The 15,482-nt window shown below is 61.0% G+C and carries 11 protein-coding genes and 1 pseudogene; 5 read left to right on the forward strand and 7 right to left on the reverse strand.

Annotated features, from left to right (window positions below; all coding sequences use genetic code 11):
• Positions 1-39: 39 nt before the first annotated feature.
• Positions 40-2,006 (reverse strand): annotated as a pseudogene (locus tag FZ934_RS07255) (FUSC family protein).
• An 89-nt stretch (positions 2,007-2,095) separates the two neighbouring features.
• A complete protein-coding gene (locus FZ934_RS07260) occupies positions 2,096-2,626 on the reverse strand; it encodes a hypothetical protein (protein WP_153270509.1) in 531 nt (176 codons plus the stop codon).
• Between the two features lie 189 nt (positions 2,627-2,815).
• Here FZ934_RS07260 and FZ934_RS07265 point away from each other — a divergent pair, with 189 nt between their 5' ends.
• From FZ934_RS07265 to FZ934_RS07275, 3 genes are all read left to right on the forward strand, one after another.
• Positions 2,816-4,027, forward strand: coding sequence for an NADP-dependent isocitrate dehydrogenase (locus FZ934_RS07265; protein WP_113521065.1), 1,212 nt, complete (start codon positions 2,816-2,818; stop codon positions 4,025-4,027).
• An 82-nt stretch (positions 4,028-4,109) separates the two neighbouring features.
• Complete coding sequence (locus FZ934_RS07270) at positions 4,110-4,556, forward strand: GNAT family N-acetyltransferase (RefSeq protein WP_153270510.1); 447 nt, start codon at positions 4,110-4,112, stop codon at positions 4,554-4,556.
• Positions 4,557-4,664: 108 nt separating this feature from the next.
• Positions 4,665-5,285 carry a glutathione S-transferase family protein gene (locus tag FZ934_RS07275; RefSeq protein ID WP_153270511.1) on the forward strand — a complete coding sequence of 207 codons (621 nt, stop codon included), beginning with the start codon at positions 4,665-4,667 and terminating at the stop codon, positions 5,283-5,285.
• A 1-nt stretch (position 5,286) separates the two neighbouring features.
• On the opposite strand, the gene FZ934_RS07280 is transcribed toward FZ934_RS07275, so the two are convergent.
• From FZ934_RS07280 to recA, 3 genes are all read right to left on the reverse strand, one after another.
• A complete protein-coding gene (locus FZ934_RS07280; RefSeq protein WP_153270512.1) occupies positions 5,287-6,138 on the reverse strand; it encodes an AraC family transcriptional regulator in 852 nt (283 codons plus the stop codon).
• Positions 6,139-6,273: 135 nt separating this feature from the next.
• Complete coding sequence (alaS, locus tag FZ934_RS07285) at positions 6,274-8,934, reverse strand: alanine--tRNA ligase (protein WP_153270513.1); 2,661 nt, start codon at positions 8,932-8,934, stop codon at positions 6,274-6,276.
• A gap of 153 nt (positions 8,935-9,087) precedes the next feature.
• On the reverse strand, positions 9,088-10,167 hold the full coding sequence (recA, locus tag FZ934_RS07290; RefSeq protein WP_153270514.1) for a recombinase RecA: 1,080 nt from the start codon (positions 10,165-10,167) through the stop codon (positions 9,088-9,090).
• 239 nt (positions 10,168-10,406) lie between these two features.
• Here recA and FZ934_RS07295 point away from each other — a divergent pair, with 239 nt between their 5' ends.
• The gene (locus FZ934_RS07295) at positions 10,407-11,351 is read left to right on the forward strand and encodes a carbohydrate kinase family protein (protein ID WP_153270515.1); all 945 of its coding nucleotides are present in this window, start codon (positions 10,407-10,409) and stop codon (positions 11,349-11,351) included.
• A 28-nt stretch (positions 11,352-11,379) separates the two neighbouring features.
• A complete protein-coding gene (locus tag FZ934_RS07300; RefSeq protein ID WP_153270516.1) occupies positions 11,380-12,306 on the forward strand; it encodes a pseudouridine-5'-phosphate glycosidase in 927 nt (308 codons plus the stop codon).
• A 53-nt stretch (positions 12,307-12,359) separates the two neighbouring features.
• Here FZ934_RS07300 and FZ934_RS07305 read toward each other — a convergent pair whose 3' ends face one another.
• Positions 12,360-12,740, reverse strand: coding sequence for a hypothetical protein (locus tag FZ934_RS07305; RefSeq protein ID WP_153270517.1), 381 nt, complete (start codon positions 12,738-12,740; stop codon positions 12,360-12,362).
• A gap of 80 nt (positions 12,741-12,820) precedes the next feature.
• A complete protein-coding gene (cckA, locus tag FZ934_RS07310; protein WP_153270518.1) occupies positions 12,821-15,421 on the reverse strand; it encodes a cell cycle histidine kinase CckA in 2,601 nt (866 codons plus the stop codon).
• Positions 15,422-15,482 lie beyond the last annotated feature (61 nt).

Consider the following 15,482-nt stretch of genomic DNA (forward strand, 5'->3'; position numbering starts at 1 on the left):
TACGGGCGGAATAGCCAAGCCGGGTCGAAACGGCAAGGGTCAAGCGTTCGGGTACAGCCGATCGAGCGTAGAACCAAGCATCTCCACCCCAAGCCGAGAACTGGCGCTCGACAGCGCAAGATGCCTTGTCGTCCCACTGGAGCTCTTGCGATCGACGAAGAAGCACTCCGCCCGCCGCTCTGAGACAGATGTAAGCCGCGCGATATCGGCCTCTATCAGGCCGCGCCTCTCCTCCGTCTCGAGGGATCCGATATCGCTCTTTGCCATGACGCGCGCCCAATAGGTGGCGGCGAGAAAGATCGCCAGCGTCTGACGGATATGTCCCGGCCTGGTGACAATGGACCATGAGGACCCGAGCGGACGCGCCGTCGTCGCGACATCGCGATAAGCGGCATCCAGCTTCTGCGAGAGAGAGATCAAGACGGGCGTCGCTTGACCGTTCTTGGCGGCCTGCAGCAACTCCGACAGCGCCGCAAACCACTTTGCGAGCACCCCGTCGAGCGCTCCCCGCGTGCGCGCAGGAAAGACCACGAAGGCGATAAGCGTTCCGGCTGCAGCACCAATCGCCGTTTCCTCAATGCGGAGCATGAGAAGGTCGAGCGTCAACGAGCCAATCATGCCGTAGACGAGACAGAGTGCGATCGAGACGAAAAATGTCATCGTCGCGTATGAACTCTGCAGGAAGTAGAAAGCCAGAAAGATCGAAATGCCCGTCACGACGAAGGCGGCCGGCGCATATCCGTTCAACAGAGTGGCGAGCACGAGGCCGATCGCGATCCCGAAAAGCGTCCCGATCGAGCGCTGCAGGGCTTTCATCGCCGTGTCGCCACGAGAGTTCGTGTTCGTGAAGACAAGGAACGAAGCCAGCACGGCCCAGAACCATCGATCGCGGGAAAGCGCCAGACCGAGCGTCATTGCGATCGCCGATGCAAGCGTCGTCTGCAAGGCGGCGCGAACGAGAGGATTGGCGAGCGAAAAGTCGAGCCTTTCGGCCGCTGTCGGCGTGTCCTCGACCGCTGCTATCTCTGCGAAACCGGTCAAACGACCCTGCTCGATCGTCTTGGCGAGTTGCGCCCTTGCCTCCCCAAGCCTCATCAGGGCGTGCGATGTTTCCGAAGCGGGATCGCCGGCGACATCAGGAATTGCCGGTATTGGGCCGCCCTCGATCACCGCATGCACGAGATCAAAGGCCGGTAGCATCTGCGAACTGAGAACAATCGCGCTTTCAGCCGCAAGATGAGCGTCGAAGAGCCCGATCGCCAGTTCTCCGGCAGGCTCCGTCGCCGCATCGAGGACACCGCTCGGCGGGCGCGGGATGAAGCTTTCGGCCATCAGGACCACTTCCTTCAGCCGCTCCTCCAGCCCGTTCATCTCCTGTCGGTCGGCCTCGGTGACATGTCCACCAGCTGCAAGCGCCGCGATCTTGAAAAGGATCTGATTGATACGGCCCTGGACGCTTTCCAGAGACCGCAACAGATCGCGCCGCCAGTCATCAGGCAGCACCAGCGAACGGACGGCATGGCCGATGAGCGCCGATACCAAAGGACCGACCGCGACAAGCGGAAGCTCGGCGATCGGGGGCGAAAATAGGCACCCATGAAATAGGAGGTGAACGAGAACATCCCGATGGCATGCCCGCGTGGCCCGAATATGCGCGCCGAGACGGCAAGAAAAATGACGAGCAGAAAAACACCGTCCGAGACGTAACGATGTCCCTCGAGGCTGGCCGAGATGCCGACGACGACCACGCTCGCCGCGCAGCCGAGCAGCCGCGTGACAAGCTGCCTGGCGCCGCCTTTGTCACGAACGGCGACCCCGCCTTCGATCGACAGCACGATCCCCAGCCCGTAGGACGCCATGGGTAATGGAACGATCAGGTAGCTGGTCACAAGCAGCGCTGCGAACGACAGCGCGATCGTCAGCGTTACGCGCGACGCCACCCTCAGACGCGACAGCGCCGGATCGTTGGCCAGCAGCCAATCTCGGAAATCAAAACCTGATAACACTCAGCAGGCCCCTGGAGCGGCGGAATCGCATCGTTACCCTACCGGTCAATTAGCCTCGGTCGACATAAAATCAATTTCAATCCTGAGGCTCACTCGCCCTTGGCGATCAGGACCATCGTGTTCTTCAGCGAATTCGGCGGCTGGCCTGCATCGCCTTCGGTGATCACGTCGTCGATGACCGAATTGCTTCCCTCGTCGATCACCTCGAAGCGAACCGTGGTGACCGCCTGCTTGTCGGATCCGTCGTCCATGCAGGTCGCCTTCTTGAAGGTGACCACGACCTCGGTCGTCCCGTTCACCGCGGCCTTCGGCGCATAGGCGAGGTCTTGCAACGGGCACGCATCCTGGCCGTTGACGATGACATCGTAATCAAAGGGCGAAATGCCGTCCTCATCGGCCGCCGGGTTCTGCACCGCCGCCCTGTATTTCGTGACGAAATCCTTGCTGTAGAGCCGTGTCAGACGGCTGTCGTCGAAGATGTCGACCCAGTCGCTGTCCGTGCCTGACCAGTTCTTGATTGTCGCGTCCATGATCTCCTTGACAGGAGCTGTCGGATCTCCCGAGAAAGCCGGGGCTGAAACACTGAGGAGAACGGCAAAAGTGAGGGCAAACTTCTTCATGGCGAGATATCCGGGGCAATGGACTCGCGGCGGAGACTAGCCATTTTCCTCTGCTTGGCAATGCCGCAAAAACGCACGTTGCCGCGACGCTTGCGGCTTTGCACTCCCGGCTCACAATGCTATAGCGCTCGGGATTTCATATCACCCACCCGGGACGCCCGTCCCTCCAAGCTTAAACGAGGCAGATACATGAAGAAGATCAAGGTCGCCAATCCCGTCGCCGATCTCGACGGCGATGAAATGACTCGCATCATTTGGCAGCTCATCAAGGATAAGCTGATCCATCCGTATCTCGACCTCGACATCGACTATTTCGACCTTTCCGTCGAAAACCGCGACGCCACCAACGACCAGGTGACGATCGACGCCGCCAACGCCATCAAGAAGCACGGCGTCGGCATCAAGTGCGCGACGATCACGCCTGATGAAGACCGCGTCAAGGAATTCAACCTCAAGCAGATGTGGAAGAGCCCGAACGGCACGATCCGCAACATCCTCGGCGGCGTTATCTTCCGCGAGCCGATCATCTGCCAAAACGTTCCGCGCCTCGTTCCCGGCTGGACCAAGCCGATCGTTGTCGGCCGTCACGCCTTCGGCGACCAGTACCGCGCCACCGATTTCAAATTTCCGGGCAAGGGCAAGCTGACCATAAAGTTCGTCGGTGAAGACGGCCAGGTCATCGAAAAGGAAGTCTTCGACGCTCCGGGCGCCGGCGTGGCCATGGCCATGTACAACCTCGACGAGTCGATCCGCGAATTCGCCCGCGCCTCGATGATGTACGGCCTGATGCGCAAGTGGCCGGTCTACCTGTCGACCAAGAACACCATCCTGAAGGCCTATGACGGCCGCTTCAAGGACATCTTCGAAGAAGTCTACCAGACCGAATTCAAGGCCAAGTTCGACGAGATCGGCATCACCTACGAACACCGCCTGATCGACGACATGGTTGCTTCCGCTCTGAAGTGGTCCGGCGGCTACGTCTGGGCGTGCAAGAACTACGACGGCGACGTCCAGTCCGACACGGTTGCCCAGGGCTTCGGCTCGCTCGGCCTGATGACCTCCGTTCTCCTGACGCCCGATGGCAAGACCGTCGAAGCTGAAGCTGCGCACGGCACGGTTACGCGCCACTACCGCCAGCACCAGAAGGGCCAGGAAACCTCGACGAACTCGATCGCCTCGATCTTCGCCTGGACCCGCGGCCTCGCGCATCGCGCCAAGCTGGACGACAACGCCGAACTCGCGAAGTTTGCGGCAACGCTCGAAAAGGTCTGCGTCGACACCGTCGAAGCCGGCTTCATGACCAAGGACCTGGCGCTGCTCATCGGTCCCGATCAGCCTTGGCTCTCGACCACCGCCTTCCTCGACAAGATCGACGAGAACCTGCAGAAGGCGATGGCATAAGCCAGACGCAAATATCAGAATGGACGGCGGGGATTTCCCCGCCGTTTTCGTTTCAGGACAAGATAACAAGGGAACAACTGGAATGACCGCGACTATCAGACCACTTCAGCCTTCCGAGCGCGCGGCCTGGGAACCGCTGTGGCTCGCCTACCAGCGCTTTTATGAAGTCGTCATTCCCGACGAAACGACCGACCTGACATGGAGCCGGTTCCACGACCCTGCCGAGGACATGCATGCGCTCGGCGCATTCGATCCCGAGGGAAAACTTGTCGGCATCGTCCATGCCATCTTCCATCGCTCGACCTGGTTGCCGAAATGGACGTGCTATCTTCAGGACCTCTACGTGGAAGGCGATCAGCGCGGCCTCGGCACCGGTGCTGCCCTGATCGATGCGGTCGCCGACCTTGCGCGGGAAAATGGCGCCGGGCGGCTCTACTGGATGACGCATGAAACCAACGCGACCGCCCGAAAATTATATGACCGGATCGCCACGCGCTCCGGCTTCATCCAGTATCGCAAGGCGCTTTGATCGAACACGCGGACTTTGCTTCGATCCGCGCTGTCCTATTTCCAGGCTGACGGTCGGGATGGGCTGCGTCGAGGGGTAACGATGATAATGCAACAGCAGGAGGAACGAATGGCAGAGGAACTGACGCTCTACACAAACCCGATGTCGCGCGGCCGCATCGCCCGCTGGATGCTGGAAGAGACCGGCGTACCGTATACGACGGAGATCGTCGGCTTCGACGGCGCGATGAAGTCACCCGAGTATCTCGCCGTAAACCCCATGGGCAAGGTGCCCGCGATCCGTCACGGCAAGACCATCGTGACCGAATGCGCGGCGATATGCGCCTACCTCGCCGACACCTTTCCGGAAGTGGAGCTCGCCCCGAAGCCGGAGGAACGTGGCAACTACTATCGCTGGATGTTCTTTGCAGCCGGGCCGCTCGAAGCCGCAGCGACCAACAAGGCGCTGGGCTTCGAAACACCGGCCGACAAGAGCCGCATGGCGGGTTATGGCAGCTTCTCGGATGTCATGAACACATTGGAGAAGGCCGTCGGTGCCTCGCCCTATATCGCCGGCAACCGCTTCACTGCGGCTGACGTCTATGTCGGCTCGCATATCGGCTGGGGCATGGGCTTCGGCACGATCGAGAAGCGTCAGGCTTTCGTCGATTATTTCGGCCGCCTGATGGAACGTCCCAGCTACAAGCGGGCGTCGGAAATAGACGACGTTTCCATGAAGGCGGCCGAATAGGCTAGCCAAGCGGCATGTAGATCTCGGTCAGAAGCTCCGTCGGCGGTACATCGCGAGGGTTGTTGAGGTATTCCTCGAACATCAGACTGTCGCGTAGCTGCCGGCCGGAGGCGGGCAGCCACTCCGCGTAGAGCCACAGGTAGGCCTTGTGCATATCGGCATACGGCCCCTTGTGCCGCAGGACGGCATACTCGCCGCCATCAAGCATCTGGGCCTGCAGTGGCGGCGCGACAGCAACCTCCCCATCAGTGCTCACGCACGCGATGGAGCGCAGCTTGTCGGCCGGCACGATATCGGGATCGTCGAAGTACACACCGATCATCCGCATCGTTGGCTTCGCCAATCCGCGGACATGCAGGGTGCCGAACAGTGTCTCGAAGGCCTGGCCGATCTGCATGTAGGAGCCGAAGTGCGGTACGCCAATCAATTGAATTGGCTCAATCTTGCGTAAGGTAACATCAAACATCGCTGTGATCTTTCCGTTAGGTGAAGGTTCAAACGCTGTGTGACTACCCTTCTTCCGGTATTGCGCCGGCGGCATGCCGTAGACCGACTTGAAAATACGGTTGAATGACTGGAGGTTGGGATAGCCTGATCGCTTTGCAATGTCCCCAACTGAAAGATGCGTGCCCACAATATCGCCTGCGGCACGATGCAGCCGCAACCGCTTTACGGTCGCGGCAAGCGTCTCGCCATGAATGGCACGGTAGACCCTATGCCAGTGATAGCTCGACATGCAGGCGATCTCCGCAAGCTTGTCCATATCCAGCTCTTCGTCGAGATGAGTGTGGATATGGGCCGATACCCGGCGAAGCCGGGCTTCATAGAGCGTCCATGCCGTTGCGCCATTCATGTCAGAACCTCTTGCAAACCGATCGGCCACACAGAACCATAGCGTGATTTGACAAATCCTGCGGACTTCGACGACCACGCAAAGAAAAAGGCGGGATCAACCCGCCTTTCCAAAAATCGATGTAGTTCGGTACGCTCAGCTTGCGAGCGCGAGCGCCACGGCTTCGATCGCCTCATCGGCCTTCGCACCGTCGGGACCACCGGCTTGCGCCATGTCGGGACGGCCGCCGCCGCCCTTTCCGCCCAATGCCGCCGATGCGACGCGGACGAGATCGACAGCGCTGAAACGGCCAGTCAGGTCAGGCGTGACGGCAACAACGGCGCTTGCCTTGCCATCGTCGGATACGCCGATCAGAGCAACGACGCCGGAGCCGAGGCTTGCCTTGCCGTCGTCGGCGAGACCCTTGAGATCCTTCGGATCCACGCCCGAGATCGCCTTGCCAAGGAATTTCACGCCGCCGACTTCACGCACAGCATCATCGGAGCGGCCCTGCCCGCCGCCCATGGCAAGCTTGCGCTTGGCGTCCGCCAATTCCTTTTCGAGCTTGCGGCGCTCGTCCATCAGCGCCTCGACGCGCGACAGCACGTCGCCCGGCTGAACCTTGAGCGCCCCGGCAAGCGCCTTCACGCGTTCGTCCTGCTCGGCAAGATAGGCACGCGCCGGCTCGCCGGTCACCGCCTCGAGGCGGCGCACACCGGAGCTTACCGCGCTGTCGCCGAGAATGCGCACCAGGCCAATGTCACCGGTCGCCGACACATGCGTACCGCCGCAGAGCTCGACCGAGTAGGCCTTGCCCGCCTTGGCGCCATGCAGCCCGCGGCCCATCGAGACCACGCGCACTTCCTCGCCGTACTTCTCGCCGAAGAGCGCCATCGCACCTTCCGCGATCGCGTCGTCGACGCTCATCAGGCGCGTCGTGACAGGCGAATTCTGCAAGATGATCTCGTTGGCCATGTCCTCGACGCGCTTCAGCTCTTCCGCCGTCATCGGCTTCGGATGCGAGACGTCGAAACGCAGGCGTTCCGGCGCAACCAGCGAGCCCTTCTGCGCGACGTGCGTGCCGAGAACTTCGCGCAGCGCTTCATGCAGCAGGTGGGTCGCCGAGTGGTTGGCGCGGATGCGCGAACGGCGGGCGTGATCGACGGTCATCGCAACCGCATCGCCAGCCTTGACGCTGCCCTCGACCACGGTGCCGGTGTGGACGAAAAGCCCCTCGCCGCGCTTCTGCGTGTCGGAAATCTCGATCTTCGCGGTGTCGGAGGAGATGATGCCGGCATCACCCATCTGGCCGCCGGATTCTCCGTAGAACGGCGTCTGGTTGACGACGATCTGCACCTTGTCGCCCTTGGCGGCCGCGTCGACGGCAACACCGTCCTTGACGATCGCGTGTACAACGCCTTCGGCAGTCTCGGTGTCATAGCCGAGGAATTCGGTTGCCCCGTGCTTGTCGCGCAGCTCGAACCAGATGGTTTCGGTCGCCTTATCGCCGGAGCCGGCCCAATGCGAACGGGCTTCGGCCTTCTGGCGCTCCATGGCATCGGTGAAGCCGGCGAGATCGACGCTGATTTCGCGAGCGCGCAACGCATCCTGCGTCAGGTCGAGCGGGAAGCCGTAGGTGTCGTAGAGCTTGAAGGCCGTTTCGCCATCGAGCATGTCGCCCTTGCCGAGGGTCGTCGTCGCGTCTGACAGCAGCGACAGGCCGCGCTTCAGCGTCGTGCGGAACTTGGTTTCCTCAAGCTTCAGCGTCTCGGTGATCAGCGCTTCGGCGCGCACCAGTTCCGGATAGGCGCGGCCCATCTGCTGGATCAGCGCCGGCAGGAGTTTCCACATCAGCGGCTCGCGGGCGCCGAGCAGTTCGGCATGACGCATGGCGCGGCGCATGATGCGACGCAGAACGTAACCGCGACCTTCGGCCGACGGCAACACGCCGTCGGCGATCAGGAAGGCAGACGAGCGCAAATGGTCGGCGATGACGCGGTGGCTGGCGCGCTGCTCGCCCTCGGCCTTGACGCCGGTCGCCTCTTCCGAGGCCTCGATCAGGGCGCGGAAAAGATCGATGTCGTAGTTGTCGTGCTTGCCCTGCAGGACAGCCGCCACGCGCTCGAGACCCATCCCGGTGTCGATCGACGGACGCGGCAGGTCGACGCGCTCTTCCTTGGTGAGCTGCTCGTACTGCATGAAGACGAGATTCCAGATCTCGATGAAACGGTCGCCGTCCTCTTCCGGAGAGCCGGGAGGGCCGCCCCAGATATGGTCGCCGTGGTCGTAGAAGATCTCGGAACAGGGACCGCAGGGACCGGTATCGCCCATCGCCCAGAAATTGTCGCTGGTCGCGATACGGATGATCTTATCGTCGGACAGACCGGCGATCTTCTTCCAGAGATTAAAGGCTTCGTCGTCGGTGTGATAGACGGTGACCAGCAGGCGCTTGGCATCGAGGCCAAATTCCTTGGTGATCAGCGTCCAGGCATGCTCGATCGCCTGTTCCTTGAAGTAATCGCCGAAAGAGAAATTGCCGAGCATTTCGAAGAAGGTGTGATGCCGCGCCGTATAGCCGACATTATCGAGGTCGTTGTGCTTGCCGCCGGCGCGCACGCACTTCTGGGCGGTCGATGCTGTCTTGTAAGGACGCTGCTCGAGACCGGTGAAGACATTCTTGAACTGCACCATGCCGGCGTTGGTGAACATCAACGTCGGATCGTTGCGAGGCACCAAGGGGCTCGACGGAACGATTTCGTGGCCGTTCTTCTTGAAGTAGTCGAGGAAGGTCGACCGGATATCATTCACACCGCTCATGCTATGCCCTTCAATGCTGCCGTAAAGGCAGGTCTAAGCTTAAATTCAGTGGCTTTTATCGTCCGCGTTAACCACTGTCCAGCAGACAAACAAAACCGGCCGCATTCTGATCAAGGAACACGGCCGGTTTCAAACGATTAAGTTGCCTAAGGCTTACGAGTCATCATCGCCATCGTTGGCGTCGGGACCGCCATTCTGGAGTTGATCGGCGATCAGGCCCGCATTTTGGCGGATCGACGTCTCGATCTCGCGCATCACCTCGGGATTATCACGCAGGAAGATCTTGGCGTTCTCGCGGCCCTGGCCAAGGCGCTGGCTGCTGTAGGAGAACCAAGCACCCGACTTTTCCACGATGCCGGCCTTGACGCCCAGATCAATCAACTCGCCCGTCTTGGAGACACCTTCGCCATACATGATGTCGAATTCGACCTGCTTGAAGGGAGGCGCCATCTTGTTCTTGACGACCTTGACGCGCGTCTGGTTGCCGATCACCTCTTCGCGCTCCTTGACCTGGCCGATACGGCGGATGTCGAGGCGCACGGAAGCGTAGAACTTCAGCGCGTTGCCGCCGGTCGTCGTTTCCGGCGAACCGAACATGACGCCGATCTTCATGCGGATCTGGTTGATGAAGATCACCATGGTCTTCGACTTCGAGATCGATGCAGTCAGCTTGCGCAGCGCCTGGCTCATCAGTCGAGCCTGGAGGCCCGGCAGGCTGTCGCCCATTTCGCCTTCGATTTCGGCACGCGGCGTCAGAGCCGCAACCGAATCCACCACCAGTACGTCGACCGCGCCGGAGCGGACCAGCGTATCGGTGATCTCGAGCGCCTGCTCGCCTGTATCGGGCTGGGAGATCAGCAGATTGTGCAGATCGACCCCGAGCTTGCGTGCGTAGACCGGATCGAGCGCGTGCTCGGCGTCGACGAAGGCGCAGATGCCGCCCTTCTTCTGCGCTTCCGCAATGGTCTGCAGCGCCAGCGTCGTCTTACCCGAGCTCTCAGGCCCGTAAACTTCGATGATGCGGCCCTTCGGCAGGCCGCCAATGCCGAGCGCGATATCGAGGCCGAGAGAGCCGGTCGATACCGTCTCGATCTCGACCACGCTCTCGTTCGAGCCCAGCTTCATGATAGAGCCCTTGCCGAACGACCGCTCGATCTGTGAGAGTGCCGCTTCAAGTGCCTTGCTTTTGTCCACCGATTTGTCCTCTACGAGCCGCAATGAATTCTGTGACATTCGATCCACCTTTAGGTTATTGAAGCCGCTCAAGCAATGTTGCCGCCAATGTCGATTTTGTACTGGATTTGTTCCCATAAGGCAAGCGCCATTCAAATTATTGAAATAACAAGGTAAAATGCCGTGTGTTCTAGATTTGTTTTAACAAAGCAAAGCAATGGCTTAGCGACTGCCCTGCTGGCGCCGCCGGTGCTGAAGTGCGGGACGATTCGAACTGAGACGGAATTGAAGGTCAGGTAATGCGGAAGAAGATTCTCGTTCTCGGCGGCGCTCATATCGACCGGCGCGGCCGCATCTCCGGACAGACGGCGGAAGGCGCGAGCAACCCCGGGACGTGGTTCGAGGAGCCGGGCGGCGGCGGCTTCAATGCAGCCCGCAATCTGGCCAGGCTCGGCTTTGACGTGACATTGATATCGCCTCGCGGCGGCGACCCGACCGGAGAGATGGTCAGCGAGGCCGCGGATTTCGCCGGCGTCATCGATCGCCCTTTCGTCTTTCTCGACCGCAAGACGCCGAGTTACACGGCAATCATCGAACGGGACGGCAATCTGGTCATCGCGCTGGCCGACATGGACCTTTACCAGATGTTCGTGCCAAGACGCCTGTCGATCCGCTCCATCCGCGATGCTTTTGCCGAAACCGACTTCATCCTCTTCGATGCCAACCTGCCTGCGGAAACGCTGCATGCGATCGTCGCGCGCGCTGGCGCGCTCGGCAAGCGCACTGGCGCCATCGCGATCTCGCCCGCCAAGGCAATCAAGCTGCAAGCCTGCCTCAATGGTCTCGACTACCTGTTCCTTAACGAAGCGGAAGCCGCGGCGCTGACGGGAGAGCGGCCGAACGACCCTGCTCACTGGGCGTCACTCCTCAGGGACATCGGTTTGAAGGGCGGGGTTGTGACCCGGGGCCAGCGGGAGCTCATCGCTTTTGAAGGAACGCGCGTCGTGGCGCTTCAGCCGGCAACGGTCGACAATGTCGCTGATGTCACCGGCGCCGGCGACTCCATGGCTGCGGGCGTGATCGCGGCGCTTCTCAACGACATGCCGATCTCGGATGCGGTTCGCCAGGGTGCCGCCGCAGCCGCCCTCACCGTCCAGTCGCCGCATGCGGTCAACGAAAACCTCTCCGTCGATCTGCTGAAGGAAACGCTTGCACTTGTCCCGCAGGCGAGAATTCTGCATTGAAGCGCAATACGATGAAATGGAAGCTACAATGACGAAACAGGTCTCCCCCCTCCTTCCGATTGTCTATTCGAAGGAAGTCGCAAGCGCCAAGCAGCGCGGCGCGCCGATCGTGGCTCTGGAATCGACGATCATCACCCACGGCATGCCCTATCCCGGAAACATCGAAATGGCGCGCAGCGTCGAATCGATCATCCGCGAACAGGGCGCCGTCCCGGCAACGATCGCCGTCATCCACGGCACGCTGCATGTCGGCCTGGAGCCGGACCAGCTTGAGCAGCTGGCGCAGGCAAAGGATGTGCTGAAAGTATCGCGCGCCGACCTCGCTTTTGCGATCGCGGAGCGCCGGCACGGCGCCACCACCGTCGCCGCGACAATGATCGCTGCGGAGCTCGCAGGCATCAAGGTCTTCGCGACAGGCGGCATCGGCGGCGTGCACCGGGGCGCCGAGGAGAGCTTCGATATCTCCGCCGACCTCGAGGAACTGGGCCGCACCGGCGTGATCGTCGTCTGCGCCGGCGCCAAGGCGATCCTCGACATTCCGAAGACGCTCGAAGTGCTGGAAACATCAGGCGTGCCCGTTGTGACCTATGAGAGCGAGGAATTCCCCGCTTTCTGGTCGCGCTCCTCCGGCCTGCGCAGCCCGCTGACGCTGAATAGCCCCGCGGCAATCGCCAACTTCCAGAACGTCCGCGAGCAGCTCGGCATCGATGGCGGCATGCTGATTGCAAATCCCGTTCCGGAAGCGGACGAGATTCCGCGCGAGGAAATGGAAATCTATATCGAGCGCGCGCTCGATAGTGCCGAACGCGACGAGATCAGCGGCAAATCAGTCACGCCGTACCTGCTGAGCACGATCTTCGATCTCACCGACGGTCAGAGCCTGAAGACCAACATCGCTCTGGTTGAAAATAACGCCCGCCTCGCGGCCGAGATCGCAGTCGCCCTCGGCGGCTGATGGCAACCTGAGGAGGCGTTCAGGCGCCTCCTCGACGCCAGACCAGGTCCGGATCAGCGAAGTAGTTCGCCTCGCGCATGGCGAGATAGCGCCAGCCACTGAAAGAAGTACACGGCGCCTATGAACGCGACGATGCAAAGCAGCGCAATGCCTGCCATCGGCCCGACACTGTAAGCTAATATGGCTGTCCGCAGCACGACCACAGCCCCGAACGTGCAAGTCCACGCCAGGTAGACGCGTGAAAACCATGTCCAGAACCACCCGCTGAACAGCTCGCGCTCAAAGGCGTAAAGCAAAACGCCGATGGTGGAAAACAAGCCCAGACACATGCTGCCGATCATCATCATTTGCGATCGCGGCACGCCGCTCAAATCGGCACAGACGCTCCAGACGTAAGACAGAGCCACCAACACAGCAAAGATTTTCCAGCGCACGATCGCCTCCCGGTTGCGATCTCGTAGCACGCAATCGCTAATATCCAGATCGCATAGCGCCTAAAAATCTAAGTATCGAACTAGCTGTCCAGAGTCTCCTTGACGACAACAGCCAGCTGTTTCAGCGAGAATGGCTTCGGAAGGAACCCGAACTTGGACTCCGGCGGTAGATTGCGCGCGAAGGCATCTTCCGCATAGCCGGAAACGAAGATGAACTTCAGGTCCGGATATTTCTTGCGCAGCTCACGCAGAAGCGACGGTCCGTCCATCTCAGGCATCACGACGTCGGAGACGACGATATCGACCTTGCCATCGAGCTCGTCCATGATGTCGAGTGCCTCGACGCCAGATCCAGCCTCGTGAACGGTGTAGCCGCGCGTTTCCAGCATTCGCTTTCCACCGCGACGAACCGCCTCTTCATCCTCCACCAGCAGGATGACGGCAGAACCTGTCAGATCTTCCGGGGCTTCAGCGGCAGCCGGCGCTGCCGAAGATGCGGCCTGCGCGGATGGCGTGACGGCCTCAGCCTCGGCAACGATCGCCGGTTCGACGATGTGGCGCGGCAGGAACACGCGGAAGGTCGTGCCCTTGCCGACCTCGGACTCCGGCTGGATGTAGCCGCCGGATTGCTTGACGATGCCGTAAACCATCGCAAGGCCGAGGCCCGTTCCCTTGCCCACTTCCTTGGTGGTGAAGAACGGCTCGAAGATCTTGTCCATGATCTCAGGCGCGATGCCGGTTCCGTTGTCGGAAACCTCGATCAGGACCATGTCCTCGTTCGGCATGTAGGAGTAGTTGTAGGCAGCGACCTCAGCCGCGGTGACGTTCTTCGTCCGAACCGTCAGCTTGCCGCCCTGCGGCATCGCATCGCGCGCGTTGACGCAAAGGTTGATCAGCACCTGCTCGAACTGTGACAGATCCGTCTTCACCGGCCAGAGGTCGCGTCCGTACTCGACATCGAGCTTGACGTTGGTTCCCGACAGCAGTCGGTCCACCAGCATCCGGAGATCGCCGACGACATCGGTCAAATTGAGCACGCTCGGCCGCATCGTCTGCTTGCGCGAGAACGCCAGCAACTGCCGCACGAGAACGGCCGCACGATTGGCGTTCCGCTTGATCTCCATGAGATCGGCAAAGCCCGGATCGGCAGGGCGGGCCTGCAGCAGCAGGTGATCGGACGACAAGAGGATCGCGGTCAGAACGTTGTTGAAGTCGTGCGCGATGCCGCCCGCCAGTGTGCCGACGGCATTCATCTTCTGCGTCTGCGCCATCTGCGCTTCGAGAGCCTTTTGCTCCGTCACTTCAACGGCATAGACGATCGCGGCCTCTTCCGGAGCTTCGTCGCTCTGGTCGATCACCGCATTGACGTAGAAACGGAAATGCCGGGAATCGTCTGCCGCCGTCTTGGAATCCAGCGGTGCGATATCGCCCTGCCGGTCCTTGGCCGCAGCCAGTGCCTGCTGCAGCCGCGGCTTGTCGACGTCCTGCACGATCGTCTCGAAGAGCGCGCCGTTCTCGACGTCGTCGCGCGACACGATGCCGGAAAAGAGCTTCAGGAATGGCGCGTTGGTGCGCAGGATGCGACCATTGCCATCGACCGAAGCAATCGCCATCGGCGTGTTGTTGAAGAAACGCGTAAAGCGCATGACAGCGGCCGAAGCGGACTGATCGCTTTCGCCGTTCGACCGGCGCGTCAGCACGATGGTCCGGCTTTCGCCTGGCGCACCGTCCCGCATGGAAGTGACGCTGTGAACGATCTCAACCGGAACGCTCTGGCCGTTGGACTTCTTGAGGTCAAGATCGAGCGTGACCGTCTTCTTGAGACCGGGTTCGGCCTGAACCGACTGAATGAGCGCCAGCCCCTCGCCCGCAACGAGATCGCCGATAGTCATCGAACCCGGCACGAATTTCGTAAGATCGATCCCCAGCCATTCGGCGAGCGTCGCGTTCAGATAGAAGATCTCGCCCTTGCGACCGGCCGAGAAGAATCCCGCCGGCGCGTGATCGAGATAATCGATCGCGTTCTGAAGCTCCTTGAAGAAACGCTCCTGATCGTCGCGGTCCGACGTGATGTCGCTGATCTGCCAGATGCGCAGCGGCTTGCCGCCGCCCTCCTGACCCTCAAGAATTCGCGCCTTCAGGCGGTACCAGTGAGCGCCGGAGCCGTTGTTGGAAGGACCGAGCGCGCGCAGAAGCCGAAATTCCTCGCGGCCTTCCTTGCCTTCTCTCAAACCATTGGAAAGACGATAAAGAGCTTCGTTCGACTCGCGATGGCGCGACAGGAGCGCCTCGAGCGTCTGGACCTCAGTGGATTTCCTTGCCCCCGTCAGCTGTCCGTAGGCGGCGTTGGCGTAGACGATACGCCCCTTGTCGTCGGTGATCAGAGAACCGTCAGGATGGCTGTTGAGAAAGGCGCGGGCCAGACTGTCCGACTGCCGTTGCGGCATCACTTCGATAAAACCGATGATCGACGAGACAAGGAAAAATATGCCGACCATCGCCAGCACGCCAAGCACGCCAAGCACCATCTCGTTATCGAGCGACCGCTTGAAGACCACAAAGGCGGCAGCGGCGGCGATTAGCACCAGGGCGAGCAAAACAATGCGCAAAGCGGTCCCTGCCCGGCCTCCACGGTCCAGGAGCGGTTCCCTAAAATTATCGGCCTGACGCGATTTCGTCATCTAGTCCCTCGCATTGCCCGCCGGCCTTCATTCGCACCAGAGAGACGAAGCAGGAATCAGG

Origin of the sequence: Rhizobium grahamii (assembly GCF_009498215.1) — a bacterium.
Lineage (GTDB): Bacteria > Pseudomonadota > Alphaproteobacteria > Rhizobiales > Rhizobiaceae > Rhizobium > Rhizobium grahamii_A.